The sequence below is a fragment of the Streptomyces sp. NPDC059906 genome, from assembly GCF_042730645.1.
Classification (GTDB): Bacteria; Actinomycetota; Actinomycetes; order Streptomycetales; family Streptomycetaceae; genus Streptomyces; species Streptomyces rubrogriseus.
This window is the reverse complement of the sequence record NZ_JBHWKU010000007.1, coordinates 182,622-207,657: the sequence shown is the minus strand read 5'-3', so window position 1 is coordinate 207,657 and position 25,036 is coordinate 182,622. Positions and strand designations below refer to the sequence as shown.

Annotated in this window: 24 protein-coding genes; 12 read left to right on the top strand and 12 right to left on the bottom strand. The window is 73.6% G+C overall.

Translation table 11 applies throughout. From position 1 onward, the window contains the following. The first annotated feature begins 99 nt into the window (after positions 1–99). Positions 100–1,503, top strand: coding sequence for a trehalose-6-phosphate synthase (locus tag ACFV9J_RS14385; protein ID WP_385353937.1), 1,404 nt, complete (start codon positions 100–102; stop codon positions 1,501–1,503). A 6-nt stretch (positions 1,504–1,509) separates the two neighbouring features. On the opposite strand, the gene ACFV9J_RS14380 is transcribed toward ACFV9J_RS14385, so the two are convergent. The 4 genes from ACFV9J_RS14380 to ACFV9J_RS14365 all read right to left on the bottom strand — a co-directional run bounded on the left by ACFV9J_RS14380 (position 1,510) and on the right by ACFV9J_RS14365 (position 5,078). After that, a complete protein-coding gene (locus tag ACFV9J_RS14380; RefSeq protein ID WP_385353935.1) occupies positions 1,510–2,004 on the bottom strand; it encodes a hypothetical protein in 495 nt (164 codons plus the stop codon). A 139-nt stretch (positions 2,005–2,143) separates the two neighbouring features. Then, positions 2,144–3,019 (bottom strand): trehalose-phosphatase, encoded by an 876-nt coding sequence (gene otsB / locus ACFV9J_RS14375; RefSeq protein ID WP_385353933.1) that lies wholly within the window; start codon positions 3,017–3,019, stop codon positions 2,144–2,146. A gap of 523 nt (positions 3,020–3,542) precedes the next feature. Then, positions 3,543–3,776 carry a DUF3263 domain-containing protein gene (locus tag ACFV9J_RS14370; RefSeq protein ID WP_385353931.1) on the bottom strand — a complete coding sequence of 78 codons (234 nt, stop codon included), beginning with the start codon at positions 3,774–3,776 and terminating at the stop codon, positions 3,543–3,545. A 36-nt stretch (positions 3,777–3,812) separates the two neighbouring features. Further along, positions 3,813–5,078 (bottom strand): extracellular solute-binding protein, encoded by a 1,266-nt coding sequence (locus ACFV9J_RS14365; protein ID WP_385353929.1) that lies wholly within the window; start codon positions 5,076–5,078, stop codon positions 3,813–3,815. A 108-nt stretch (positions 5,079–5,186) separates the two neighbouring features. Here ACFV9J_RS14365 and ACFV9J_RS14360 point away from each other — a divergent pair, with 108 nt between their 5' ends. From ACFV9J_RS14360 to ACFV9J_RS14350, 3 genes are all read left to right on the top strand, one after another. After that, a complete protein-coding gene (locus ACFV9J_RS14360; protein WP_385353927.1) occupies positions 5,187–6,188 on the top strand; it encodes an ROK family protein in 1,002 nt (333 codons plus the stop codon). After that, positions 6,188–7,333, top strand: a complete 1,146-nt coding sequence (gene nagA / locus ACFV9J_RS14355) for an N-acetylglucosamine-6-phosphate deacetylase (protein WP_385353925.1) — start codon at positions 6,188–6,190, stop codon at positions 7,331–7,333. Before ACFV9J_RS14360 ends, nagA begins: the two co-directional genes overlap by 1 nt. Before the next feature lie 123 nt (positions 7,334–7,456). Further along, on the top strand, positions 7,457–8,389 hold the full coding sequence (locus ACFV9J_RS14350; protein WP_385354105.1) for a 1-phosphofructokinase family hexose kinase: 933 nt from the start codon (positions 7,457–7,459) through the stop codon (positions 8,387–8,389). A 208-nt stretch (positions 8,390–8,597) separates the two neighbouring features. On the opposite strand, the gene ACFV9J_RS14345 is transcribed toward ACFV9J_RS14350, so the two are convergent. Next, entirely contained in the window at positions 8,598–9,575 is a 978-nt protein-coding gene (locus ACFV9J_RS14345) for a CBM35 domain-containing protein (RefSeq protein WP_385353923.1), read from the bottom strand. Between the two features lie 118 nt (positions 9,576–9,693). Beyond that, positions 9,694–11,358: a diguanylate cyclase CdgB gene (cdgB, locus tag ACFV9J_RS14340; protein ID WP_385353921.1), complete on the bottom strand. Its 1,665-nt coding sequence runs from the start codon at positions 11,356–11,358 to the stop codon at positions 9,694–9,696. A 335-nt stretch (positions 11,359–11,693) separates the two neighbouring features. Between cdgB and ACFV9J_RS14335 the strand changes: the two genes are divergently transcribed. Beyond that, entirely contained in the window at positions 11,694–12,302 is a 609-nt protein-coding gene (locus ACFV9J_RS14335) for a flavin reductase family protein (RefSeq protein WP_385353919.1), read from the top strand. Between the two features lie 49 nt (positions 12,303–12,351). Then, entirely contained in the window at positions 12,352–12,822 is a 471-nt protein-coding gene (locus tag ACFV9J_RS14330; RefSeq protein WP_385353918.1) for a GNAT family N-acetyltransferase, read from the top strand. A gap of 21 nt (positions 12,823–12,843) precedes the next feature. Here the strand turns inward: ACFV9J_RS14330 and arfB are convergent, their stop codons facing one another. Beyond that, entirely contained in the window at positions 12,844–13,281 is a 438-nt protein-coding gene (gene arfB / locus ACFV9J_RS14325; protein ID WP_003974697.1) for an alternative ribosome rescue aminoacyl-tRNA hydrolase ArfB, read from the bottom strand. Positions 13,282–13,438: 157 nt separating this feature from the next. On the opposite strand from arfB, the gene ACFV9J_RS14320 reads away from it, so the two are divergent. Then, a complete protein-coding gene (locus ACFV9J_RS14320; protein ID WP_003974698.1) occupies positions 13,439–14,014 on the top strand; it encodes a TerD family protein in 576 nt (191 codons plus the stop codon). Between the two features lie 115 nt (positions 14,015–14,129). Here the strand turns inward: ACFV9J_RS14320 and ACFV9J_RS14315 are convergent, their stop codons facing one another. Both ACFV9J_RS14315 and ACFV9J_RS14310 read right to left on the bottom strand, forming a co-directional pair. Beyond that, positions 14,130–14,801: a response regulator gene (locus tag ACFV9J_RS14315; RefSeq protein WP_385353915.1), complete on the bottom strand. Its 672-nt coding sequence runs from the start codon at positions 14,799–14,801 to the stop codon at positions 14,130–14,132. Beyond that, positions 14,798–16,093 (bottom strand): sensor histidine kinase, encoded by a 1,296-nt coding sequence (locus tag ACFV9J_RS14310; RefSeq protein ID WP_385354103.1) that lies wholly within the window; start codon positions 16,091–16,093, stop codon positions 14,798–14,800. Before ACFV9J_RS14310 ends, ACFV9J_RS14315 begins: the two co-directional genes overlap by 4 nt. A gap of 256 nt (positions 16,094–16,349) precedes the next feature. Here ACFV9J_RS14310 and ACFV9J_RS14305 point away from each other — a divergent pair, with 256 nt between their 5' ends. Both ACFV9J_RS14305 and ACFV9J_RS14300 read left to right on the top strand, forming a co-directional pair. Then, a complete protein-coding gene (locus ACFV9J_RS14305; RefSeq protein ID WP_385353913.1) occupies positions 16,350–16,919 on the top strand; it encodes a heme-binding protein in 570 nt (189 codons plus the stop codon). A 91-nt stretch (positions 16,920–17,010) separates the two neighbouring features. After that, on the top strand, positions 17,011–18,462 hold the full coding sequence (locus tag ACFV9J_RS14300) for a M1 family metallopeptidase (protein WP_385353911.1): 1,452 nt from the start codon (positions 17,011–17,013) through the stop codon (positions 18,460–18,462). Between the two features lie 33 nt (positions 18,463–18,495). Here ACFV9J_RS14300 and ACFV9J_RS14295 read toward each other — a convergent pair whose 3' ends face one another. Beyond that, positions 18,496–19,467 (bottom strand): GNAT family N-acetyltransferase, encoded by a 972-nt coding sequence (locus ACFV9J_RS14295; RefSeq protein WP_385353909.1) that lies wholly within the window; start codon positions 19,465–19,467, stop codon positions 18,496–18,498. A 9-nt stretch (positions 19,468–19,476) separates the two neighbouring features. Next, a complete protein-coding gene (locus ACFV9J_RS14290; protein WP_385353907.1) occupies positions 19,477–20,550 on the bottom strand; it encodes an NAD(P)-dependent alcohol dehydrogenase in 1,074 nt (357 codons plus the stop codon). 108 nt (positions 20,551–20,658) lie between these two features. Between ACFV9J_RS14290 and ACFV9J_RS14285 the strand changes: the two genes are divergently transcribed. Beyond that, positions 20,659–21,294, top strand: a complete 636-nt coding sequence (locus ACFV9J_RS14285; RefSeq protein ID WP_385353905.1) for a TetR family transcriptional regulator — start codon at positions 20,659–20,661, stop codon at positions 21,292–21,294. A 2-nt stretch (positions 21,295–21,296) separates the two neighbouring features. Here the strand turns inward: ACFV9J_RS14285 and ACFV9J_RS14280 are convergent, their stop codons facing one another. Then, entirely contained in the window at positions 21,297–23,090 is a 1,794-nt protein-coding gene (locus ACFV9J_RS14280; protein ID WP_385353903.1) for a DUF4328 domain-containing protein, read from the bottom strand. 182 nt (positions 23,091–23,272) lie between these two features. Here ACFV9J_RS14280 and ACFV9J_RS14275 point away from each other — a divergent pair, with 182 nt between their 5' ends. Together ACFV9J_RS14275 and ACFV9J_RS14270 are read left to right on the top strand one after the other, a co-directional pair. Then, positions 23,273–23,779: a hypothetical protein gene (locus tag ACFV9J_RS14275; RefSeq protein ID WP_385353901.1), complete on the top strand. Its 507-nt coding sequence runs from the start codon at positions 23,273–23,275 to the stop codon at positions 23,777–23,779. A 22-nt stretch (positions 23,780–23,801) separates the two neighbouring features. Next, positions 23,802–24,551: a hypothetical protein gene (locus ACFV9J_RS14270; RefSeq protein WP_385353899.1), complete on the top strand. Its 750-nt coding sequence runs from the start codon at positions 23,802–23,804 to the stop codon at positions 24,549–24,551. The last annotated feature ends 485 nt before the right edge of the window (positions 24,552–25,036 follow it).

Genomic DNA, 25,036 nt, shown 5'->3' with positions numbered 1-25,036 from the left:
ACCTGTTCACACTTCCCGCACAAGTTCCGTGACCGAATCGCCGCCGGGGTGACACGGGGAAACGTTTGAGGTGCGAGGGGCCGGGCTAGGTTGAGGCGTATGGCTTCAAGCTTCGGTGCTGCTCAGGTGCTGGTCGCCTCCAACCGTGGGCCGGTCTCGTACGAGGTGCGCAAGGACGGGTCGCTGCACGCCAAGCGGGGCGGCGGCGGGCTCGTGTCGGGACTGTCGGCCATCGGGCCCGACGCCGGGGCGCTGTGGGTGTGCTCGGCGCTGTCCGACGGGGACCGCGAGGCGGTGCGGCGCGGGGCCGGCGAGGACGGCGTACGGATGCTGGACGTGCCGGCCGACGTGCACGCGGACGCGTACAACGGGATCGCCAACTCGGTGCTGTGGTTCGTGCACCACATGCTCTACCAGACGCCCCTGGAGCCGGTCTTCGACGCGGAGTTCCGGCGGCAGTGGGCCTCCTACGAGGCGTACAACCGGGCCTTCGCCGAGGCGCTGGCCGAGGAGGCGGCCGAGGGCGCGGTCGCGATCGTGCAGGACTACCACCTGACGCTGGTGCCGGGGATGCTGCGCGAGCTGCGTCCGGATCTGCGCATCGGCCACTTCTCGCACACGCCCTGGGCCCCGGTCGACTACTTCCGGCTGCTGCCGGACGACATCGCCGAGCAGGTGCTGCGCGGGATGCTGGGCGCCGACCGGCTCGGGTTCCTCACCCGGCGCTGGGCCGACGCGTTCACCGCCTGCTGCGACACCGTGGTGGGCGGGCTCGGCGGCACGGAGATCGGTGTGCACGGTCTCGGCGCCGACGGCGACTTCCTGCGCAAGCGGTCGCACGAGGCCGACGTCGAGGAGCGGATGGCGGCGCTGCGGGAGGAGATCGGCACCGCGCCCGGGGGCGGCGCGCGCCGCACGGTCGTGCGGGTGGACCGCACCGAGCTGTCCAAGAACATCGTGCGGGGGCTGCTGGCCTACCGGGAACTGCTGGCCGGGCGGCCCGAGTGGCGCGAGCGGGTCGTGCACGTCGCGTTCGCCTACCCCTCGCGGCAGGACCTCGCCGTGTACCGGGAGTACACGGCCGAGGTGGAGCGGGTCGCGAACGCGGTCAACGAGGAGTTCGGGACGCCGGGGTGGACGCCGGTCGTGCTCAATCTGGAGGACGACTTCGCGCGGTCGCTGGCGGCGTACCGGCTGGCGGACGTGGCGCTCGTCAACCCCGTCCGGGACGGGATGAACCTGGTCGCGAAGGAGGTGCCGGTCGTCTCCGACGCGGGGTGCGCGCTGGTGCTGTCGCGGGAGGCGGGCGCGTACGAGGAGCTGGGCGAGGACGCGGTGGTGGTCAACCCGTACGACGTGGTGGGCACGGCGGACGCGCTGCACGCGGCGCTCGGCCTGCCGGCGGGGGACCGGGCCGAGCGCTCGAAGCGGCTGGCGGCCGCCGGCACCGCGCTGCCCCCGGCCCGGTGGTTCCTGGAGCAGTTGGAGGCGCTGCGGGGCTGACGCGGGCTACTTGTCCTGGACCGGCGGGCAGGTGCCGGTCTCCTCGCCGATGGAGTTGATCTCGGCGTTCGGCCGCGGGTCACCGGCGTAGTTCACCTGGTCCGTGCACTTGACCCCGTCCTCCTTGGGGGTGCCGGAAGACGTGCCGCCCGGCTGCGGCTCGGGGCAGGTGCCGGTGTCCGCGCCGATCGAGTTGATCTCGGCGTTCGACCTCGGGTCACCGGCGTAGTCCAGCCGGTCCGTGCACTTCTCCCCCGCCCCCTGGTCCGGCTTCGACGCCGCCGGGGGCTGCGAGGACGCGCCGCCGGTGGCGGTCCCGTCGTCCGCGGTGGGGGGCTGTGCGGTGCTCGTCGCGGTCGCGGTCGCGGTAGCGGTAGCGGCGGGGGCGGCGGCGTCGTCGGTGCCGCCGTTCCCGCCGTCGCCGCCGGTGCCGCAGGCGGTCAGCGCCAGGCCGAGGGCCACGGCGGCGAGGGCGAGCATCGGGGTCTTCCGAGCGGACATGGCGGTTTCCTCCACGGTCGTGGGCCTCACTGAGCAGGCCTTACGGCGTGCAAGACAGCGGGGGCGGCGGGCCGGGTTGCCCCGCCCGCGGTGTCCGGACACGCCTGTGACAGGCGGGGGAACCGTCCGTGACGTTGTCTCAGGCCAGCCGGCGCGCGAGGGCCGCCAGCAGGGCCACCACTCCGGCGGGGCCGGGCACCTCGACGTCCGCGCGCTTCCTCAGTTCCGTCACCTCGTCGCTGGCGCTGCAGACCAGGAGGCCCGGGGTGCCCTCGGTGCGGAGGGTGTCGACGGCCGCGTAGGCCGGGAGGTCCCCGAGGTCGTCGCCGGCGAAGAGGACGCAGGCCGCGCCGAGGGAGTGGACGTACGACCGCAGCGCCGCGCCCTTGTCCATGCCGGGCGGGCGCAGTTCCAGGACCAGGCGGCCCGGCTCGACGATCAGGCCGTGCCGGGAGGCCAGGCCGGTGAGCGGGGCGCGCAGGGCGTCGAAGGCGGCCTGCGGGTCGGGGGCGCGGCGGGTGTGGACGGCGACCGCGTGGCCCTTGTCCTCCGTCCAGGTGCCCTGCGCCGCCGGCCCGGACCGCTCGAGCAGGCCCGGCAGCTCGGCGCGTACGGCGGCGACGCCGGGGTGCGGCTCGGGCGTGGTGAGGGTGGCGGTGGCGGCGTCCCAGCGCTCGGCGCCGTAGTGGCCGAGGACCACGAGGCGGTCGAGGCCGGGGACGTCCGCGAAGCCGCCGTGGTGGACGGCGACCTCGGCGGGGCGCCCGGTGATCACCGCGATCGAGGCGACCTTCGGGGCCAGGGCCGCGAGCGCCGGTACGGCGTCCGGGTGGGCGCGGGCCCGGTCGGGGTCGGGCACGATCGGGGCGAGCGTGCCGTCGAAGTCGAGCGCGACCACCGCGCGGCCGGGGTCGGCGAGGAGGGCGTCGAGCCCTTCACGTCCGGCCGCCGTCGCGGGCGTCGGCAGGGACGGTGGGGAGTCGTCTCGGGTGGAGTAGTCCTGGTGGCTGCCCATACGGCGAACCTATCCCCCCGGGACCGCACCCACGCGTCGCGCACAAGCCCCGGCACGACGACCGGCTCCCGGCGTGCCCGGCCCCATCATCCCGGGGCGGCCTCTTCCCGCCCGGAACCCCCGCCCGGCACCGGCGCCTCGCGCAAACCGACGCGGTCCCCCCATACCGACGGCCCGGCCCCGCGGCCCCACAGCCGGCATGCCCGGATGGCCGGCCCCATCATCCCGAGGCGGCCCCTTCCGACCCGGAACCCCCGCCCGGCACCCCACCCACCACCGGCGCCTCGCAGAAACCGACGCGGTCCCCCATACCGACGACCCGGCCCCGTGCCCCGAGCGGACCCGGCGTGGCGGGCCGGCCGGAGCGGCGAGCCGCTGTGGCGGGCGGGCCCGGCGGCCCATGTGGACCGGGGCGGTGGCCCGGCTCGCACGGTGAACGGATGGTGCGGGCTCCCCCCCCCCCGCACTCAGGCACTCGACGCGGGACCCGCGCCAGGTCCCGCCCGGTCCGGCGGGGCGGGGCTCAGCGGTCCGTGCGGCGGGATTGGCGTATGCGGCGCAGGCGGTTGACGGTCACCGGGTCGGTCGTCAGGGCGCGGGGGTCGTCGAGGAGGGCGTTGAGGAGCTGGTAGTAGCGGACGGGGGCCAGGCCCAGCTCCTCGCGGATGGCGCGCTCCTTGGCGCCGGGGCCGGTGAAGCCCCGGCGTTCCAGCGCGAGGATGCTCCGCTCGCGCTCGGCCAGCTCTCCCGGGTCCATGTACGGCACCGTAACGCCCGCCGCCGACAGCGGCCGCTACTCCGCGCTGCCCGCCTTCATCGCCGTCGCCTGGATCTGACCGAGGACCTCCTTGGGGCTGGCGCCCGTGGCGACCGCCTGGCCGATGCGCTTCTTGACGTCCGCGCTGACCGCGGCCCAGGAGGTCTTGCCGACCGGATACAGCTCGGAGAGCAGCAGCTCGTCCAGGAAGGGCTTGAGGTTCTCGTCCTCCGGCGCGGCGCTCATGGTCTGGGAGGCGGAGGTGGTCACCGGCAGCAGGTCGTACTCGCGGGAGAAGTCGAGGACGTTCTCCTCGCTGTAGACGAAGTCGAGGAAGTCGCCGATCTCGTCCTGGTGGCCGTTCTTCTTGAAGGCCGTCATCCAGTCGGAGACCCCGAGGGTGTTCTTGCTCTCGCCGTCGATGCCGGGCGTGGTCACCATGCCGTACTTCACACCCTTGTCGGACGCCATCTTCATCAGCGAGGGGTGCCCGTTGAGCATGCCCACGTCGCCGGCCGCGAACGCGGCGAAGGCGTCGGCGCGGTTGAGCTTGCCGGGGGCGACGGGGCCGGTGAGGCCCTTGCCGACCAGTTCGTCGCGCAGCCAGGTGAAGGTGGTGACGTTCTGCGGGGAGTCGACGGAGTAGGTGCCCACGTCGTCGGTGTAGCCGCCCTCGCCGCTGAGCATCCACTGCATCGTCTCGGCCTGCGCCTCCTCGGCGCCCAGCGGCAGGGCGTAGGGGTACTTCACGCCCTTCTCCTTGAGCGCCTCGGCGGCCTCGGCGAGGTCGTCCCAGGACTTGGGCGGCTGGACCCCGGCCTTGTCGAAGAGGGTCTTGTTGTAGAAGAGCACGCGGGTGGAGGCCGCGAAGGGCAGGCCGTACTGCACGCCGTTGACCTGGCCCGCGGCGGCCAGCTGGGAGACGAAGTCGGCCTGGACCGGGATGGAGAGCACGTCGTCGGCCCGGTAGAGCAGGTCCTTGTCCGCGTAGTCGGAGTAGGCGCCGATCTGCGCCATGTCGGGCGCCTCGCCCGCCTCGACCATCTCGCGGACCTTGCGGTCGACGTCGTTCCAGGAGTAGACGCTGACGTCCACCTGCACGTCGGGGTTCTTGGCCTCGTAGGACTTGGCCAGCTCGTCCCAGTACTTCTGGGAGCTGTTGTCCTTGCTGTCGCCGTAGTCGGCGGCGACGAGCTTCAGGGTCACTCCGTTTGAGTCGCCGGTGAGACCGCAGCCGCCGAGGACCGCCGTCATGCCCAGTGCGGACACCACCGCGATCGTTCCTGTCCTACGCCGCTGCACCCTGTTCCCCAACCCTGACTGCTCGTTCGCGCGTTCGCTTACCGGATTAAGGTCTACACCACCGCAGTGGACTAGACCTCTCCCGGGTGTACGGGCCACACTGTCCCCGTGAGACATGTCATCGCCCTCGATGTGGGCGGCACCGGGATGAAGGCCGCCCTTGCGGGGCCTGGGGGCGAACTGCTGCACCAGGCGCGCCGGGCCACCGGACGCGAGCGGGGACCCGAGGCGGTCGTCGCGGGCATCCTGGACTTCGCCGCCGAGCTGCGGGCCTACGGCGCGGACCGGTTCGGCGAGCCCGCCCGCGCCGCCGGCGTCGCCGTCCCCGGCATCGTCGACGCCGAGCGCGGCGTCGCCGTGTACGCGGCCAACCTCGGCTGGCGCGACGTGCCGCTGCGGACGCTGCTCGGCGAACGGCTCGGCGGTATTCCGGTCGCCCTCGGCCACGACGTGCGCACCGGCGGCCTCGCCGAGGGCCGGATCGGGGCCGGGCAGGGCGCCGACCGGTTCCTGTTCGTGCCGCTGGGCACCGGGATCGCGGGCGCCATCGGCATCGACGGCCGCGTCGAGGCGGGCGCCCACGGCTTCGCGGGCGAGATCGGCCACGTCGTCGTACGCCCCGGCGGCATCGCCTGTCCGTGCGGTCAGCGCGGCTGCCTGGAGCGCTTCGCCTCCGCGTCGGCGGTCAGCCAGGCGTGGGCCCAGGCCTGCGGCGACCCCGGGGCGGACGCGGCCGACTGCGCCAAGGCCGTCGAATCGGGGGATGCCCGCGCGCTCGCCGTGTGGCAGGACGCCGTGGACGCGCTCGCCGACGGGCTGGTCACCGCGCTCACCCTGCTGGACCCACGTGTCCTGATCATCGGTGGCGGCCTCGCCGAGGCGGGGGAAACCTTGTTCACACCGCTGCGGGACGCCGTCCGGCGGCGCGTCACCTTCCAGAAACTGCCGGAGATCGTCCCCGCCGCACTCGGGGACACCGCCGGTTGCCTGGGTGCCGGGCTGATGGCCTGGGACCTGCTCGACACCGCTGCTCCGCCCGCTCCGCCCGCTCCGACTTCCCCAGCTTCCACGGCCGCCACGGCCGCGACTCCCCCGGAGGTAACCACCTGATGGCCCCAAGCAAGGTTCTCGCCGGTGCCCGGGTGGTACTGCCCACCGGGACCGTGGACGACGGCCGCGTGATCGTCGACGGCACGCGGATCGCGGACACGGCTCCCCCGCAGGCCGAGACCGTCGACCTGGCGGGCCACTGGGTGGTCCCCGGCTTCGTCGACATCCACAACCACGGTGGCGGCGGCGCCTCCTTCACCAGCGGCACGCCCGAGGAGATCCTCAAGGGCGTCGAGACCCACCGCAGGCACGGCACCACCACGGTGGTCGCCTCCGCCGTCACCGGTGAGCTGGACTTCCTCGCCCGGCGGGCCGGACTGCTCGCCGAACTCGCGCAGCAGGGCGACATCGTTGGCATCCACTTCGAGGGGCCGTTCATCTCGCCGTGCCGCAAGGGCGCGCACGACGAGCAGCTGCTGCGCGACCCTGACCCGGCCGAGGTGCGCAAGCTGGTCGACGCGGCGCACGGGCACGCGAAGATGATGACGCTGGCGACCGAGCTGCCTGGCGGCCTGGACTCCGTACGGCTGCTGGTCGAGCACGGCGTCATCGCGGCCGTCGGGCACACCGACGCGACGTACGAGCAGACCGTGCAGGCCATCGACGCGGGCGCCACCGTCGCCACCCACCTCTTCAACGCGATGCCCCCGGTCGGCCACCGCGCCCCGGGTCCGATCACGGCGCTGCTTGAGGACGAGCGGATCACCGTCGAGCTGATCAACGACGGCACGCACCTGCATCCGGCCGCGCTCCAGCTGGCCTTCCACCACGCGGGTGCCGCCCGGGTCGCCTTCATCACCGACGCGATGGACGCGGCCGGCTTCGGCGACGGCCGCTACCAGCTCGGCCCGATGGACGTCGAGGTCACCGACGGCGTGGCCCGGCTGGTGGAGGGCGGCTCGATCGCGGGCTCCACGCTCACCCTGGACCGCGCCTTCAAGCGGGCGGTGACGGTGGACCGGCTGCCCGTCGGGGACGTCGTCGCCGCGATCTCCGCCAACCCGGCGCGGCTCCTCGGCCTGGACGACCGGATCGGCTCCCTGGAACCCGGCAAGGACGCCGACCTGGTCGTCCTGGACGACGCCTTCGACCTGGTGGGCGTGATGCGCCGGGGCGCATGGGTGGTCGATCCCCAACTGGGCTGATCCGTCCCCGGGTCCCCTCGGGGCCGGGGGCTGGGCCGACCGCCTCCCGTTTGGCATGATCGTGTCGTGGAGCACTGCTCCGCGGGCACACCCAGCCGCAGACGATCGGGGGAGGTCGGCACGGTGATCCTCACCGTCACTCTCAACACCGCGCTCGACATCACCTACCGCGTGCAGGGTCTCAGGCCGCACGCCTCGCACCGGGTGACCGAGGTGACCGAGCGGCCCGGCGGCAAGGGGCTGAACGTGGCCCGCGTGCTGGCGGCCCTCGGCCACGAGGTCACGGTCACCGGTTTCGCGGGCGGCACCACCGGGGGCGTCGTGCGCGAGGGGCTGACCGGCGTCCCCGGGGTGACCGACGCGCTGGTGCCGGTCGCGGGGGCGACGCGGCGCACCGTCGCCGTCGTCGACGAGCGCACCGGCGACACCACCCAGCTCAACGAGCCGGGACCGACCGTGGCGCCCGCCGAGTGGAACGCCTTCCAGGAGGCGTACGAGGACCTGCTGGCCGGCGTGGCCGCGGTGGCCCTGTGCGGCAGCCTGCCGCCGGGTGTCCCGGTGGGCGCCTACGCCGGGCTGGTGCGGGTCGCGCGGACCGCGGGCGTGCCGGTGCTCCTCGACACGAGCGGGGAGCCGCTGCGCCGGGGGCTGGCCGCCCGCCCGGACCTGATCAAGCCGAACGCCGACGAACTGGCCGAGCTGACCGGCTCGCACGAGCCGCAGCGGGCCGCGCAGGCCGCCCGGCGCCGCGGTGCCCGCTCGGTCATCGCCTCGCTCGGCGCCGAGGGGCTGCTGGCAGTGACCCCGGAGGGACGCTGGCGTGCCGCTCCGCCGGCTCACGTGCGCGGCAACCCGACCGGCGCGGGCGACTCCGCGGTCGCGGGCCTGCTCTCCGGGCTGGTGGAGCACCTGCCCTGGCCGGACCGGCTGGCCCGCGCGGTCGCCCTGTCGGCGGCGACGGTGCTGGCGCCGGTGGCGGGCGAGTTCGACCGGGCGGCGTACGAGGAGCTGCTCGGACGCGGCGTCGCGGTGACGGCGGAGGCGGGCGCGGCCTGAGTGCGGGGCCCGGATGCGGGGCCCGGGTGCGGATGCGGGGCCCGGGTGCGGATGCGGGGCCCGGATGCGGGTGCGGATGCGGGGCCCGGGTGCGGGTGCGGGGCCCGGGTGCTGGGCCCGGGTGCTGGGCCCAGGTGCGGGGCCCGGGTGCGGATGCGGGGCCCAGGTGCGGATGCGGGGCCCGGGTGCGGTTACCCGGGCCGGCCGGTCACTCGGACGAGAGCGAGAGCTTGTCGAGGACGAGGTCGCACTTGTTGCCCTCGTTGCACGCCAGCTCGATGGTGTTGGTGCCCTTGGTCAGGTTCACGTTGGCCCAGGTGGTCTGCCAGCCCTTTTCCCAGTCGCCCTCGGGCGTGCCGCCGAAGTTCTTCATGTTCAGCGGGCGCGCGGAGGCCTTGCCGTTGATGACCAGGGTCGCGTCGGCGTCCTTGCCCGGAATGCCGTAGCGCACGTTCAGCCGGTAGCCGCCGGCCTTCTCGATGCCGTCGACGGTCCAGGTGACCTTCGCGCCGACCTGGTTGAAGCCCGTGACGTAGACGCCACCGTCGGACTCCGCGCCCTCGAAGTCGGAGGCGGTCCCCATGCCGGGCGACAGCCGCAGCGCCTTCGCGTCGGTCGCGGGCAGCTCGACCTCCTCCTCGGCGCCGTCGCTCGCGGACGGGCTGGGCTCGGTGCTCTCGGACTGGGTGGGGGCCGGGTCGCCGCCCGCCTCGTTGCCGCCCTTGTCGTCGTCGGAGCCGCTGCTCGTCATGGCCACGGCGATGCCGATGACCACGGCGGCGACGACCGCCACCGCGCCGATCAGCAGGCCCTTGGTGTTGGGGCCGCGGCGTCCGCCGCCCCCGCCGCGCCCGGACGGCTGCTGCGGGGCACCGGGACCGCCACCGCCGGGGAGGGTCTCCGGCGCGGCGTAGTGCGCGTTCGGCTGCCCGTACGCGCCCTGCGGCTGGCCGTAGGCGCCCTGCTGGGGCGGGGCGGCCTGGCCGTAGGCGGCGGTCTGGGCGCCCTGGCCGCCCTGCGGTGCGCCGTACTGCCGTGTGCCGACGGGACGCACCCGGTTGACCGAGTTCGGATAGCCGTAGCCACCGGACGGCGGCTGGGCCCCGTTGGCCTGCCCGTCGGCGTAGAGGTAGCCGAAGGGGTCGTCGTCCTCGGGCGTGCTCGCGCCGTTGTTGCCGGGCGTCATCCCTAGGTCTCCTAACCAGATGCGGTGCGTGGTGCGGTACGGGTCGAGATGGCGAGCCTACCCGCTCCCACTGACCCAAAAGGGTGACTCGGACCGCATCAACGCGCTGACCTGGTGATCATCCGGCACGGCGGTGCTGTTTGGGACGAGATCGTTTCTCGACGTACATCCGTTCGTCAGCGGACTTGAGCACCTCGTCCGCCGTCATGCCGCAGTGGGCCCAGCCGATGCCGAAGCTGGCGCCCACCCGGACGGCCCGGCCCTCGGCCCGGATCGGCTGGATGATCTCGCCCCGCAGCCGTACGGCGAGGTCCTGGGCGTCGGCCCGGCCGAGCCCGTTGGCGAGGATCACGAACTCGTCGCCGCCGAGCCGGGCCACGGTGTCGCCGTCGCGGACGCCGCCGCTGAGCCGCCGGGCGACCTCGATGAGGACGGCGTCGCCCGCGTTGTGCCCGAACCGGTCGTTGATCGACTTGAAGCCGTCCAGGTCGCAGAAGAGGACCGCGAGCCCCTTGGTGCCGTCGTCGCGCCCGTCCTCGGGGGCCACCGCGTGCACGTGGTGGTCGAAGGCGCCGTACGGCTCGGCGGCGGCGGTGAAGTCGAAGGTGTGGCCGCCGGAGTCGAACACGGCGGAGTGCCCGTAGGCGGCGTCCATGGCGTCGGCCACGGCCGCGTGCGAGGACTGCGGGCGCTGGCAGAGCCGGGCGGCGAGGCGGGAGCGCAGCTCGGCGCTGTTCGGCAGGCCGGTGAGGGAGTCGTGGGAGGCGCGGTGGGCGAGGTGCAGCTCGCGCCGCTTGCGCTCCTCTATGTCCTCGACGTGCGTGAGCAGGAAGCGCGGTCCGTCGGCGGCGTCGGCGACGACGCTGTTGCGCAGCGAGACCCAGACGTAGGTGCCGTCGCGGCGGCCCAGGCGCAGCTCGGCCCGGCCGCCCTCGGCGGAGGTGCGCAGCAGGGTGCCGATGTCCTCGGGGTGCACGAGGTCGGAGAAGGCGTAGCGGCGCATCGAGGAGGCGCGGCGGCCCAGCAGCCGGCACAGGGCGTCGTTGGTGCGCAGGATGCGGCCGTGCTGGTCGCCGCCCATCTCGGCGATGGCCATGCCGGAGGGGGCGTACTCGAAGGCCTGGCGGAAGCTCTCCTCGCTGGCCCTGAGCGCCTGCTGGTCGCGCTCCAGGCGGACCAGGGCGCGCTGCATGTTGGAGCGGAGCCGGGCGTTGCTGATCGCGATGGCGGCCTGGAACGCGTACATCTGCAAAGCCTCGCGGCCCCAGGCGCCGGGGCGGCGGCCGTTGCGCGGGCGGTCCACGGACAGGACGCCGATCAGCTCGCCGCTGTTGCCGGCGCCCTGCGGGCCGGGGGCGTACATCGGGGCGAAGAGCCGGTCCGAGGGGTGCCACTCGTCCTCGAAGCGGGGCGCGGGCCCGTCGGTGTACCACTGCGGGACGTCGTCGTCGTCGAGGACCCAGCCCTCGGTGTGGGGTATGAAGATCAGGTCGCCCCACTGCTCGCCCATGCCCAGGCGCCGGTCCCAGGACTCGCGGGAGCCCGAGCGGCCGGTGATGAGTGCCTCGGCGGCCGGGTTGCCGGCGAAGGCGGCGACGACGAGGTCGCCGTCGGGGCCGACCAGGTTGACGCACGCCAGCTCGTAGTTGAGGGCCTGGACGACGCCGTCCGCGACGGCCTGCAGGGTGTCGGCCAGGCTGCGGGCCTTGTTCATGTCGGCCATGGCCTGGTGCAGCTGACGCAGGGAGGCAAGGCGGACGTAGGGCTCCGAGTCGGTCTCCATGCTCGCCCTCCCCCCGAGACCTCGCAGTGAATCAAGGGTTGTCTTCGGCGCCTTTACTGAGGGTGCCCCGGATCGTGCTCTTGCAGGTTCCCCGCCACTGAATCACAGTGCGCTCCGCACTCGGTACACAGGGTCAACAATTACCGCTTCTTGTGACTCAAGTCACAGCGAAACATGAACAATTGAGTGGGGATTTCTGGGTTTTCCGCGGGTTCCCCGTGCGTTTACCGATCGCAAAGTTCACAGGAATGCGCACGTCTCCTTCCATGGTCCTAGGTCCCGTTCGGGACCAGGGTCCGATGCCCCGCCCCCGCACCGGAGATTAGCGTGACGGGGTGCCGAACACTCCGTCTCTCACGTATCCCGGGTCTCCCGCGACCCCCGCGTCCCCCTTGACCTCGCCCGCCTCCGGGCATGCTGAGGGGGTGAGCAACGAGGAGTTCCGTGCCGCCATGTCCCGGCTGGCCTCGGGCGTGGTCCTGGTGACCGCGCAGGAGCCGCCGCTGGACCCCGACGACCCGCTGGCGCCGCGCGGCGAGGACGTCGGGATGACGGCCACCGCCTTCATGTCGGTGTCCCTGGACCCGCCCCTGGTCCTGGTCAGCCTGCGCGAGGGCTCCCGCATGGACGACCTGCTGGACGAGCAGCCCCTGTGGGCCGTGTCGGTCCTCTCCGAGAGCCAGCGGCACATCGCGGGCCGCTTCGCGATGAAGGGCCGGGTCAGCGACCGCCTCCTGTTCGCGGACATCCCGTACGCGCGGGGGGAGGCGACCGGGGCGCCCCTGGCGGGCGGCGCCCTGGCGACCCTGGAGTGCCGCACCGAACAGCGGGTGCCGGCCGGCGACCACACGCTGGTGATCGGCCGGGTCCTGACCGCGACGCTGCCGAGCGCGGACGGGGGTCCGCTGACGTACTTCCGGGGCCGGTACCGGCAGCTGGGCTGAGCGGGCAATTCGCTCGCCCGTGCCCTCGCGCCCTGCCTAGGGTGCGCACATGACGACCAGCGCCGGGCTCCGACTGGAGCCGATCACTCCCGCGAACATCGAGGCCGCGCTCGCCATACGGGTGCGCCCCGAGCAGGAGTTCGCCGTCGACCCGGTGGTGAAGTCCCTCGCCGAGGCGTACGTCCACGGTGAGAAGGCCTGGCCGCGCCTGATCCTCGACGGCGACCGTCCGGTCGGCTTCCTCATGGGCTTCTTCGGCGTCGACTGGTACGACGACGGCAGCGCGCTGCGCTCCGGCCTGTGGCGCCTCAACATCGCCGCCGCGGAGCAGGGCCGGGGATACGGCCGCTTCGCCGTGGAGTCGGTGGCCGGCGAGATCCGGCGCCGCGGCGGCACGCAGTGCTTCGTCACCTGGCATCCCGGCGGGCACGGTCCGCAGAACTTCTACCTGGGCCTCGGCTTCCGTCCCAACGGGGAGAAGGCCGAGGAGGAGACGGTCGGCGTGCTGGAGCTGGACTGAGACGCGGGCCCGCCGGTCAGGTCAGTCCCAGCCCCGCGCGGAGCGCCCGCGTTTGGTGTCCGAGCGCTGCTTCTTCTCCCGCAGCCGGCGTTCGTTGATGCCGCGCGGTATGCGGGTCGGCCTGCGGGGCCTGGGCGGGGGCGCGGTGGCCTCGGCGAGGAGCGCGGCCAGGCGTACGGCGGCGGTCTCCCGATTGCGCCACTGGGAGCGGTGCTCGGAGGCGCGGACGGTGACGACCCCGTCGGACAGGCGCCCGGCCAGCCGCTCCAGCGCCCGCTGCTTCCACACCTCGGGCAGGGCCTCGGTCCGCGCCAGGTCGAAGCGCAGCTCCACCGCCGTGTCCGTGGTGTTGACGTGCTGTCCGCCGGGCCCCGAGGAGCGCGAGAAACGCCAGACCAGCTCGGCCTCGGGCAGGGAGACGGAGCCGCGGATGACATGGGGACCGGACATGCCCTCCATGTTCCCGTCCGCGGGCGGCCCGCGTCACTCGAATATCCTGATCCCGCTCTTGGTAAAGAGAGTAAAGAGAGGCGGAACCTTGTGGACCCCTCTCGACGTTCATGGTGGTAGCTGTAGCTTTCTTGCCGTACGTAAACGAGGGAAGGGACTCCCAACAATGGCTGTAAGCCTGTCCAAGGGTGGCAACGTCTCGCTCACCAAGGAGGCTCCGGGCCTGACCGAAGTCACCGTGGGGCTCGGCTGGGACGTCCGCACCACCACCGGCACCGACTTCGACCTCGACGCCTCCGCGATCGCGGTCAACACGCAGGGCAAGGTCTACTCCGACGCCCACTTCGTCTTCTTCAACAACAAGCAGACGCCGGACAACACCATCGTCCACACCGGTGACAACCGCACCGGCGAGGGCGCCGGCGACGACGAGGCGATCAACGTCAACCTGGCGGGTCTCCCGGCCGACATCGAGAAGATCGTCTTCCCGGTCTCGATCTACGACGCCGAGAACCGCTCGCAGAACTTCGGCCAGGTGCGCAACGCCTACATCCGCATCCTCAACCAGGCCGGCGGCGCCGAGATCGCCCGCTACGACCTGTCCGAGGACGCCGCCACCGAGACCGCCATGGTCTTCGGCGAGCTGTACCGCAACGGCGCCGAGTGGAAGTTCCGCGCCGTCGGCCAGGGCTACGCCTCGGGCCTGACGGGCATCGCCCAGGACTTCGGCGTGAACGTCTGAGGTTCACCCGCCCGTCGGTTCCGTACGAAGGCCCCCCGGACGTCCGGCCGGGGGGCCTTCGGCGTTGTGCCGGACGGGCGGGGCGGGCCGGGGCGGGGCGGGGCGGGGCGGGGCCTCACGGCAGCAGGCGCTGCTCCTTGGCCACGGCGACCGCGCCGGCCCGGGTGTCGACGCCGAGCTTGTCGTAGATGCGGCGCAGATGCGTCTTCACCGTGGCCTCGCTGATGAACAGGGCGCGGGCGATCTCCCGGTTGCCGAGCCCGGTGGCGAGCTGGGCCAGGATGTCGCGCTCGCGGCCGGTGAGGGCGGGGCGCGGCCTGCGCAGGTTGGCCATGACCCGGCCGGCGACCGGCCCGGACAGTGCCGTACGGCCCTGGGCGGCGGCGTGGATGGCCGCGAACAGCTCCTCGGGGCGTTCCGCCTTCAACAGGTATCCGGTCGCGCCCGCCTCGATGGCGCGGGTGATGTCGGCGTCGGTGTCGTAGGTGGTCAGGACCAGGACGTGCGGTGTCCGGGCGGGGGCGGCTCCGGTGGCGACCGTGAGGCGGCGGGTGGTCTCCACGCCGTCGATGCCCGCACCGAGCTGAAGGTCCATCAGGACGACGTCCGGCGCCAGCCGTGCGGCGAGCGCGAGCGCCTCCTCTCCGGTGCCAGCCTCGCCGACCACCTCGATGCCGGGGGCGCTGTCGAGCAGGGCGAGCAGCCCGGCGCGTACGACGACGTGGTCGTCGCAGACCAGGATGCGCACGGGGGCGGACGCCGGGCGGCGGGCGGCCGGGTCGGTCATCGGGGTGCCTCCTGCGGGTCGGCCGGGTCTGGCGGATCTGCCGGGCCGGTCCGGGGCGGGTCCAGGGGGATCGCGGCGGACAGGGCGGTGCCCTCGCCGGGCGCGGACTCGACGGTCAGGGTGCCGCCGAGCTGGCGCAGGCGGGCGTGCATGGCGGGCAGCCCGTGCCCGCGCGTCCCGGCGGGGGCGTCGGACGGCTCGGCGGGGTCGAAGCCGTGCCCGTCGTCGGTGACGTCCAGGACGACCTCGTCGTCGAGGAGGGTGAGGCTGAGCGCGGCGGTGGACGCGCCCGCGTGCTCCCGGACGTTGGCCAGGGCGCCCTGGGCGATGCGCAGCAGGGCCGACTGGACGCGGTCGGGCAGCGGCGGGACGCGGGCGCCGTCGTCGACGTGGACGCGGACGGTGAGGTGGTCGCCGGACTCCCGGGCGGCCAGGGCCCGCAGCGCCGCCTCCAGGCCGCCGCCGCGGGCGAGGTCGGCCGGGGCCAGGTCGTGGACGAAGCGGCGGGCCTCGGCCAGGTTGTGCTCGGCGACGGAGGCCGCGCCCCGGACATGGGCGCGGGCCTTGTCCTGGTCGGACTCCCAGACCCGCTCGGCGGCCTGAAGCAGCATCCGCTGGCTGGACAGGCCCTGGGCGAGACTGTCGTGGATCTCCATGGACAGCCGCTGGCGCTCCGCGAGGGTGCCCTCGCGGCGTTCGGAGGCGGCGAGTTCGCGGCGGGTGCGGATCAGGTCGTCGATCAGGGCGCGCTGCCGGGCCGCCTGCCGTTCGGTGTGCAGGAACACGGCCGCGGCGATCGCGGCGACGGCGGGCGGGGCGAACAGCAGATTGGGGTCGAAACCCCCGGCGAGCCGGAACTGCGCGGCCACGACGAACACCGTCAGGACAGTGACCAGCACCAGCGCCGCCCGGGCGGGCAGGATGCGCAGGCCGGTGTAGAAGAGGGGCACCGCGCACCAGGAGAAGCTGGGTGCGAGGACGACGAGCACCATCCACACCGCGACCACGAGGCCCAGCCGGACCAGCCGTCGCCGGGCGGCCGGAGCGCCGGGACCGGACGGCCCGGGGCCGCTCAGGACCGGCCCGAGCAGGTGCAGCACCGCGAGGGTGAGGGACAGCGCGAGGATCCACGGGGTGCGGGGCTCACCGGGGTGGCGCAGCAGGAAGCGGGCGAGGGCACCGCCGAGCAGCAGGAAGAAGGCCACGTGCATCACGGCGCCGAGCCACCGGCTGTCCGCGTCGGCCGTGTCACTCGACGTGTCCGAGGCGTAGGAGTCGTACGGCATCGGCATCGGCATCCGGCACCCGCCTCCTCTCACCCGTCGCTTCCGCTCCGCTGTCCTACAACGTGCCGCAGAAGACGGCTGAGCTGCACGAACACTCCCATGGTGCCCTCTTTGGACGCCCTGCGGGTCAACCGATCGGACGACCCCTCCGTCGCCCGTTCCGTCGCCCACGAACAGCCGGAACGGCGACCGTGCGTCCCCGGTGCGGGCCGGAGAGTGGAGAGCACGAAGCCGACCGCCTGACCCGCAGGAGCAGACCACCATGAAGAAGACCCTCTCCCGCCGTGCCCGCATCGCCACCGGCGGTGCCGTGCTCGCCGCCGTCGCCGCCGGCACCTTCGGCACGGTGGCCGCGAACGCCTCCGCCCCCGAGGCGGCCCGGGACTCCGCGGTGTCGGCCGCCCCGGCCGCCGCGGCCGGCAAGCGCGACACCACCACCTCCACCCATCTGACGATCGACGCCGCCGCCGAGGCCGCGCAGGCCGCGCTGAAGGCCGCCAAGAAGGAGGGCCAGCGGATCACGGTCGCGGTCGTCGACCGCAACGGCAACACGATCCTCACCATGCGCGGCGACGGCGCCGGTCCGCAGTCCTACGCGTCGGCCGAGAAGAAGGCGTACACGGCCGTCTCCTGGAACGCCCCGACCAGCGAACTGGAGGGCCGCCTGGAGAACGCCCCGAACCTGAAGGACATCCCGGGCACGCTGTTCCTGGGCGGCGGCGTCCCGGTCACCGCGGGCAAGGCGCCGATCGCCGGTATCGGAGTCGCGGGCGCCCCGTCCGGCACCCTGGACGAGAAGTTCGCCCAGGCCGGGGCCGCGGCGCTGCGCTAGGCCCTGTCCGGGCCGCCGCTCTCGATCCCCCTCGGTCCCAACAGCCGCTCCCAGCGGGCGTTTCACGTGAAACACCCCATAGGATCACGAGGTGCGCACCCCTCGTCTGCTCGTAGCCGCCGCCACCGTCGTCGCCCTCGCGGCGTGCAGTGGCGGCGGCGCGGTCGAGGGCACCCCCGGCGGCTCGGGCGTGCGCGACCCGTACTTCCCCAAGGCGGGCAACGGGGGCTACGACATCGGCCACTACGACCTGAGGCTGGACTACGACCCGGGCCCCGATGCCGACGCCGACCCCGACGCCGACGCTGACGCCGGCTCCAGCGTCGGGCACCTCACCGGCACCGCGACGATCACCGCCCGTGCGACCCGCGACCTGTCCGCCTTCGACCTCGACCTCAAGGGCCTGGACGTCGAGGAGGTCACGGTCGAGGGCCGGGACGCCCGGTTCAACCGGGCCGGACAGGAACTGACGGTCCGCCCGGCCGAGGAACTGAACGACGGGGAGACGTTCCGGGTGACCGTCCGGTACTCCGGCGAGCCGGAGACGATCACCGACCCCGACGACTCCGAGGAGGGCTGGCTGCCCACCGCCGACGGCGCGGTCGGGCTGGGCGAGCCGACGGGCTCGATGGCCTGGTTCCCCGGCAGCCACCATCCCTCCGACAAGGCGACGTACGACCTCGCGATGACCGTGCCGGAGGGCCTCGGCGTGGTCTCCAACGGCGAGTTGCGGGACGAGCGGACCCGTGACGGCCGTACGACGTTCACCTGGCACACCGCCGAGCCGATGGCGAGCCATGTCGTCACCGTCGCCGTCGGCGAGTGGGAGACCGCCCGCTCCACCACGGACGACGGTCTGCCGGTGTACACGGCCGTCGACCCGACGCAGGCCGACGCGAGCCGGAAGGTCCTGAAGCGGATCCCCGAGATCATGGACTGGGCGCGGGAGAACTTCGGCCCCTACCCCTTCTCCTCCACCGGCGCGATCGTCGACCGCGACGAGGACGCCGGGTACGCCCTGGAGACCCAGAACCGGCCCTACTTCCCCGGCGCCCCCGACACCGTGCTGCTCGTCCACGAACTCGCCCACCAGTGGTACGGGAACTCCGTCAGCCCGAAGACCTGGCGGGACATGTGGCTCAACGAGGGCTTCGCCACCTACGCGGAGTGGCTGTGGGAGGAGGACCACGGCGGCGACACGGCGCAGGAGACCTTCGAGGCGCTCTACGACGGGACGTACTACGACGACGAGGCCGCGAACGACTCGATCTGGGCGTTCCCGCCCGCGGACCCGCCCGACGCGGCGCACATCTCCGACAGTCCCGTCTACCAGCGGGGCGCGATGGTCCTGCACAAGATCCGCGAGACGGTCGGCGACGACGCCTTCTGGAAGTTGCTGCACGGCTGGGCCGCGGCGCACCGCCACGGCAACGCGGACACCGAGGACTTCACGGCGTACGTGGAGAAGTCGGCGCCGGACGAGGACTTCTCGGAGATCTGGGCGGACTGGCTGCGCGGGGACGGCCGGCCGGACGCGCCGTGAGCCGCCGCCCGCTCCTCCTCCTCCGCCGCCGCCTCAGCCCTCGTGGCCCCCGAAGGTTTCGAGCAGCAGGGCCAGGTCCGGCGGCCAGAGCGGCTCGGGCGCCGCGGCCAGTTCGGCCCGGCTCCACCAGCGCCAGGTGAGGATGCCGTCCGCGGCGTGCGCGGCGGCCAGGTGGGGGCCGGTGGGCTCCCGGCGGGGCCCCTGGGCGACGTAGATGTGCTCGTACTGGCGGACGGGGCCGACGCTCAGGTGGGTGAAGTCGTGTTCCCAGGTGCAGAGCAGCGGACCCGGTGCCAGGTCGGTCCAGCCGGTCTCCTCGCGCATCTCGCGCAGGGCGCCCTCGCGGGGGTTCTCGTCCGCCTCCAGGCCGCCGCCGGGCATCGCCCAGTGCACGCCGACCTCGACGTTGTCGTAGCGCAGGAGGAAGACGGCGCCCTCGGGGTCGAGCACGGCGACGCGGGCGGCGCGGCGCGGGGTGCGCGGCCTGTCGCTCTCCAACTCCCTGCGCAGCACGGCGCAGGGGCGGTCGGACCGGAGGTCGCGGCGGTGGTCGACGGCCGTGTAGCCGAGGGCGGTCCAGAAGGAGAGCGCGTCGGTGTTGCCGTCGAGGACGGCGAGCCGTACGGCGGTGCGGCCCGCGGCGCGGAGACGCTCCTCGACGAGGGAGACGAGCCGGCTGCCGTGTCCCTGCCGGGTCAGCCCGGCGTCCACCATCAGCAGCCCGATCCAGGGGTCCGGGTCGGACGGGTCGGGGTGCCGGGCGAGCGTCACCGCGACCCCGACCAGCCGCCCCGCGTCCCGGGCCAGCAGCACCTCGGCGCCGGGCCGCGCCAGTTCGCCGGCGAGCGCGGCCGCGACCTGCTGCGGACGGATGTCCTGCGGGTCGGGGAAGTCGCCGCTGAGCGCGTGGAAGGCGCGGTGGGAGGCGTAGAGGGCGGTGAGTTCGGTGAAGACGGGGCCCGGGATGTCGTGGTCGGGGGTGAGGGCGAGCGGGGTGAGGATCACTCCGGCAACCTATCCGTCCGCCGGGCCCGGCGGTCCGGGCCGGTCCAGGTCGGAGAGGTCGAGGACGAAGCGGTGGCGGACGTCGCCCCGGTCCAGCCGGTCGAGGGCCTCGTTGACGCGCTCGGAGGGGAGGAGTTCGATGTCGGCGGTGATGCCGTGCGCGGCACAGAAGGCCAGCATCTCGGCGGTGCCCTTCCGGCCGCCGCTGCCCGCGGAGCCGAGCTTCTTGCGGCCGATGAGCAGGTCGAGGGTCTCCAGGGTGACCGGTCCCAGGTGCCCGAGGTGGCTGAGCGTGCCGTCCAGCGCGACCAGGCGGAGGTAGGCGCCGAGGTCGTGCGGGGCGGAGACGGTGTCGATGACGATGTCGAACCGGTCGCGGGCGGCGGCCATCCGCTCGGGGTCCGTCGAGACGACGAGTTCACGCGCGCCCAGTCGGCGCGCTTCCTCGGCCTTGTCCGGCGACCGGCTGATCACCGAGGTGTCGGCGCCGAGCGCGAGGGCGAACTTCACGGCGAGATGACCCAGGCCGCCGAGACCGGCCACGGCGACCCGGGTGCCGGGTCCGGCGCCCAGGGCGCGCAGGGGCTCCCAGACGGTGATCCCCGCGCACAGGAGCGGCGCGGCGGCGGCCGGGTCCAGAGCGGCGGGGAGGGCGTACGCGAACCGTTCGCCGAGCACGTACTCACGGGAGTAGCCGCCGAGGGTGGTCGATCCGTCGAGGCGGTCGGTGCCGCCGTAGGTCAGGGTGGGGAAGGCGTGGCAGAAGTTCTCCTGGCCGAGCCGGCACATGGCGCAGGCGCCGCAGGAGTCGACGATGTTGCCGACCGCGACCGGGTCGCCGGCCCGGAACCGGGTGACGCCGGTGCCGGTCTCGGTCACCACGCCCGTGAACTCGTGGCCCGGGACGAGGGGCTGCGGGCCGCTCCCGTCGGCGGCCCCGGCCCGGACGGCGTGCAGGTCCGTGCGGCAGACGCCGCAGTAGTCGACCCGGACGGCGAGGTCGTCGGGGCGCAGGTCGCGCCGTTCCAGCGGTGCGCGGCGCAGCGTCGGCCCGGTCGCCCGCCAGCCCACAGTGGTCCTCATGACTCTCTCCGGCTCTTCAGACAGACTGTTCGGTCTATTTGAGCCTAGGCGCCCGTTCGGCATCAGGCAAACCAACTGTTCTGTTTAAGCGTGGGATAGTCTGCGGAGATGCCCGACCGCACCCCCGACCACACCCCCGACCACACCCCCGGCCACACCCCCGACCAGCCCCTGACCTCCCGCGGCGCCGCCACCCACCGGCGCATCCTGGACGTCGCGACCCGGGAGTTCGCCGAACACGGGATCGCCGGGGCGCGCGTCGAGCGGATCGTGGCCGCCGCCCGCACCAACAAGGCTCAGCTCTACGCGTACTTCGGCAGCAAGGACGGGCTGTTCGACGCGATCTTCTTCGGCTCGCTGGACCGCATCGTGAACGTCGTCCCGATCGACGCCGGCGACCTCGCGGACTGGGCCGTGCGCCTCTACGACGAGTACCTGCGCCGCCCCGACCTGATCCGGCTGGCCACCTGGGCGCGGCTGGAGCGGCGTCCGGCGGGGCACCTGGTCGACGACGCCGACCGCCGCGACGACGCCAAGCTGCGGGCCGTCGCCGAGGCCCAGGCGGCGGGCCGGGTGCGGCCGGGCGACCCGTTCGACGTGCTGGCCCTCGTCATCGCCATGTCCATGGCCTGGTCACCGGTCAGCAACGTCTACGCGGCGACCGCCGACGAGCCCGCGGACGTGCACGACCGCCGACGCGCCCTGCTCCGCGACGCGGTCCGCCGCGCCACGGCACCGGACTGACCTCAGCGGGCCCCGGCGACCCGGCCGGCCCCGGCGGCGCGGTCCCCCTGGAGCCTGGTGAGCCGGGAGACGAAGAGCACGGCGAACACGGTGCTCACGACGGCGACGACGTCGCCGCCCAGGGCGTTGAGGACGGTCTCCCTGGCGCCCGCGGCGGTCTTCCTCTCGTCCCAGGTCTGGTAGGCGCTCAGTTCTGTCGCGAGGTGGGCCACCCAGAGCCACCACCAGGTGTGCATCAGCCACCGTCCGGCGCCCGCCGGGCGGCCGGTCGTCGCCGTCCAGATGTCGTTGGCGATCTGCTTGGGCAGGAGGACGTTGGCGACGGGGATGAACCAGGAGCCCACCGCCAGGCCCGGCCGGTAGCGGATGCGGCCCGGCGCGAACGACTCGGCGTTCTGCCGCATCCGGCGGAACCAGCACACCCACACGACCGCCGCCGCGAGCAGCACCAGCAGGCCCAGGCCGTCGGCCACGAGACCCGTCACCTGCAGCGCCCTGAAGTCGTCGATGCCCCTGGGGGACGACGAACCGGACCGCCCGCCCAGCTCGCCGTAGACGGTCGCAAGGACGATGAAACTGAACAGCACCGGCACGACGAACAGGATGAGCAGGACGTTCAGCGCCGTGGCCAGCCCCTTCGCCGGGCGGGCGGCCGGCGGGGCGTACGGCGACGGGGTGACCGGCGCCGCCGCGGGGGCCGGGGTGGCGTACGGCGAGGGCCGGGCGGCGCCGGGCCCCGCGTCGAGCGGTGAGCGGCCCTGCCACGGGGGCGTCGCCGGACCGTACGCGGCGGGCGGCGGCCCGAAGCCCGCGGCGGGAGCCGCTCCGACGGGAGCCGCTCCGGCGGGAGCCGCTCCGACCGGCGACCGGTCCTCCGGGTCCTCGCTGTCCAGGAGCTGTACGGCGTGCCGGCCCAGCTCCGCCAGCACCTCGCCGGGCAGCCACGCGCCGCCCGGGGTGTCGTCCGCGCCCGCCATGTCCTCGATCGACGTCAGCAGTTCCTCGGGGGTGGGGCGCTTCTCGGGCTCCTTCACCAGGCAGGCCGAGACGACGCCCTGCCAGGGTTCGGGAACCCCGGTCAGGTCCGCCTCCTCGGTCGCGATACGGAAGAGCAGCGAGTGCAGCCCGCCCTCGTCGGTGCCGAAGGGCATCCGGCCGGTCGCCGCGTAGGCCAGCACCGCGCCGAGGCAGAAGACGTCACTCGCGTACGACACCTTCTCGCCGCGCACCTGCTCCGGGGACATGAAGCCGGGCGACCCCACGACGGCGCCGGCTTTGGTGAGCCCCTCGGCGGACTGCGTGGAGGCGTCCAGGGCGCGGGCGATGCCGAAGTCGATGACGCGGGGCCCGTCGATCGTCACCAGGACGTTGGAGGGCTTGAGGTCGCGGTGGACCAGGCCGGCGGCGTGGATGGCCTGCAACGCCCGCGTCAGGCCCGCCGCCAGCACCCGCAGGGTGGGGGACGGCAGCGGCCCGTACTGCCGGTCGACGACCTCGGCGAGCGAGGGCCCGGCGACATACCCGGTGGCGACCCAGGGGGTGGGGGCGTCGGTGTCGGCGTCCAGCACCGGCGCGGTCCACTCACCGCCGACGCGCTGCGCCGCCCGCACCTCCTGCGCGAAACGCCGCCGGAAGTCCGGCATGCGGGCCAGTTCCTCCCGGACGGTCTTGACGGCCACCGTCCGGCCCCGGTCGGAGCGCGCCAGGTACACCCGGCCCATGCCGCCCTCACCGAGCCTGCCGAGCAACCGGTACCTGCCGATCCGTTCGGGATCATCCGGAATCAACCCGTCCATGCCTGCTCCCTCTCCCCCGACGACACTTTGCGCACCGGGATTGGGGACGAGGATAGAGACAGGGGGCGACGGGTGGAAAAGCCGGTGCTCCCGGCGCAGTTGACCCCGTCGGGCCCCGCGGTCGTGGCCGCGGCCGCGGACCCGCCCCTCTCCGCGCCCCCGTCCGTGACACCATCACCTGCGTGCTCGACATCGGCTACGCCCTCTCCACCCGCTTCCCGGACCCGCCGCAGACGGACTACCGCCGCGCGGACGTCCACGCGCTGCGCCACGACCTGTTCTGCGGGGACGTGTACCTCGCCGACACCAAGGCGGACCGGGAGCTGTCCACAGCCTGGGGATGGGTGCCGGTGCTCGACTTCGCCTGGGCGCTGTGCGACATCGTCGAGCACGTCGACCGCGACCCGGCCGGCTCCCGGGCCGCCCGGCCGCAGCGGGCGGAGCTGGACTTCACCGAGTCCACCGACCGCCTGCTCTTCGAGCGCCGCTTCGGCTGGGTCGACATCGAGGCGGAGTGGCTCCCGGCGGACGAACCCCCGCTCTCCTTCTCCCACACCGAACTGCGCCGCGAGGCCCGCGACTTCCTCCACGACCTGCTCGCCGACCTCACCGACCTCCACGACGACCTCGCGGACAACCCGGCCGTCTGGACCCTCCAGGCCCGCTTTCCGCGGATGCCCTCCGACTAGACAGCAAGGAGCGTCACTTCCGATGACCGCCCAGCCCGCGCCGTTCAAGCCTTCCCTCGTCAAAGCGGTGTTCCGGGACGTGACCCCGCTGCACGTCTCCCGGTCGGCCGCGTGGGCCGCCGCGTCGGTGACGCGGACGGTGCTGACGGAGATCATCGACGGCGCGAGGAGAGCGGCGGCGGAGCAGTCCCGGAGGAAGCTGATACCCGGGGACCTGATCTCGGCGACCGACCGCGACGTCGAGCTGGAAGTGGGGGGCACATGGTACGAACACAGCCCGACGTTCCGATGCCGGACCGGTGACCTGTACGACGCCGACGGTGTCCTCGTCCCCCTTCGTCAGCGCAGGGGGACGCGCACCCCAAGTGCCGTGGCCGGAGCCCACCGGTTCGAGGCCGGGATGAGGAAGCTGCTGCGGAGCCGGGGTGCGACGGCCGTCCCGGCGATGGTCCGCGACCTGGACGGCATCGCGAGCGTGTTCCTGACGGACCTCGCCCGGGGCGCGGCCGTGGTCGTCCGCGAGGGCGGGGTCAAACGCTTCGGCACGGTCATCCTGGGGACGCCGGACGAAGCGGCCGCGCTCCCGTTCCCCAAGGATGTCGTCGGGGCCCTGTCCACCCGCACGGGAGACCGGCGGACCGTCGGCAGGGACGACGTCCTGGCCGCCACCACGATGGTGTTGTTCGGCGACCTCAGGCAGCGGGCCCTCACAGAAGCAAAGGTGTCCACACGGAACATCTCGGCCTCGACTGGTAACGAGGGCGACGTCTGACAGCGGTCACACCCAGGTGAGATTCTATCCACCGGGCCGACGTGCAGCCGCCTGCGGTCGGCCGACGGGCGCCCGTCGGCCCGCCACCGCGCAAGGCGCACGGTGATCTCGTCCCACAGCCGAGCCGGGCCGCCCTGCCGCACCATCCACCGTGCGCCGTCCTGGAAGAGGACCGCCCATGTCCCGGCGGCACGTCGATCAGGACGTGTTCCGTCCTGCCGTCACGTTCCAGTGTGAGCCGCTGTGCGTGCGGTGCGGCGAACTGCGCGACGAAGCGCGCGGTCCAGTCGTCGAGCACGTCCGCGCCCGGTTCGGCGGGGAGCGCGTCGCCCTCGCCGAGATTCGGCAGGAGACCCAGCGGCGGCGGGAGATGAGGGCGCGCGAGCATGAACGAGACCTGTCCGACCTGATCGGGGAAGACGGCTCCGGCCACCTGCGTCACGAGGGAGTCGAAACCACCATCCGCCGTCCGCGGTCACGGCGAA

Coding starts and splice junctions, on each gene's coding strand:
- ACFV9J_RS14280 (WP_385353903.1), bottom strand. CDS start 23,090: ATGGACGGGTTGATTCCGGATGATCCCGAACGGATCGGCAGGTACCGG.
- ACFV9J_RS14385 (WP_385353937.1), top strand. CDS start 100: ATGGCTTCAAGCTTCGGTGCTGCTCAGGTGCTGGTCGCCTCCAACCGT.
- nagA (WP_385353925.1), top strand. CDS start 6,188: ATGGCCCCAAGCAAGGTTCTCGCCGGTGCCCGGGTGGTACTGCCCACC.
- cdgB (WP_385353921.1), bottom strand. CDS start 11,358: ATGGAGACCGACTCGGAGCCCTACGTCCGCCTTGCCTCCCTGCGTCAG.
- ACFV9J_RS14270 (WP_385353899.1), top strand. CDS start 23,802: ATGACCGCCCAGCCCGCGCCGTTCAAGCCTTCCCTCGTCAAAGCGGTG.
- ACFV9J_RS14315 (WP_385353915.1), bottom strand. CDS start 14,801: ATGACCGACCCGGCCGCCCGCCGCCCGGCGTCCGCCCCCGTGCGCATC.
- ACFV9J_RS14320 (WP_003974698.1), top strand. CDS start 13,439: ATGGCTGTAAGCCTGTCCAAGGGTGGCAACGTCTCGCTCACCAAGGAG.
- ACFV9J_RS14345 (WP_385353923.1), bottom strand. CDS start 9,575: ATGACGCCCGGCAACAACGGCGCGAGCACGCCCGAGGACGACGACCCC.
- ACFV9J_RS14305 (WP_385353913.1), top strand. CDS start 16,350: ATGAAGAAGACCCTCTCCCGCCGTGCCCGCATCGCCACCGGCGGTGCC.
- ACFV9J_RS14285 (WP_385353905.1), top strand. CDS start 20,659: ATGCCCGACCGCACCCCCGACCACACCCCCGACCACACCCCCGGCCAC.
- ACFV9J_RS14380 (WP_385353935.1), bottom strand. CDS start 2,004: ATGTCCGCTCGGAAGACCCCGATGCTCGCCCTCGCCGCCGTGGCCCTC.
- ACFV9J_RS14370 (WP_385353931.1), bottom strand. CDS start 3,776: ATGGACCCGGGAGAGCTGGCCGAGCGCGAGCGGAGCATCCTCGCGCTG.
- ACFV9J_RS14310 (WP_385354103.1), bottom strand. CDS start 16,093: ATGCCGATGCCGTACGACTCCTACGCCTCGGACACGTCGAGTGACACG.
- ACFV9J_RS14330 (WP_385353918.1), top strand. CDS start 12,352: ATGACGACCAGCGCCGGGCTCCGACTGGAGCCGATCACTCCCGCGAAC.
- arfB (WP_003974697.1), bottom strand. CDS start 13,281: ATGGAGGGCATGTCCGGTCCCCATGTCATCCGCGGCTCCGTCTCCCTG.
- ACFV9J_RS14290 (WP_385353907.1), bottom strand. CDS start 20,550: ATGAGGACCACTGTGGGCTGGCGGGCGACCGGGCCGACGCTGCGCCGC.
- otsB (WP_385353933.1), bottom strand. CDS start 3,019: ATGGGCAGCCACCAGGACTACTCCACCCGAGACGACTCCCCACCGTCC.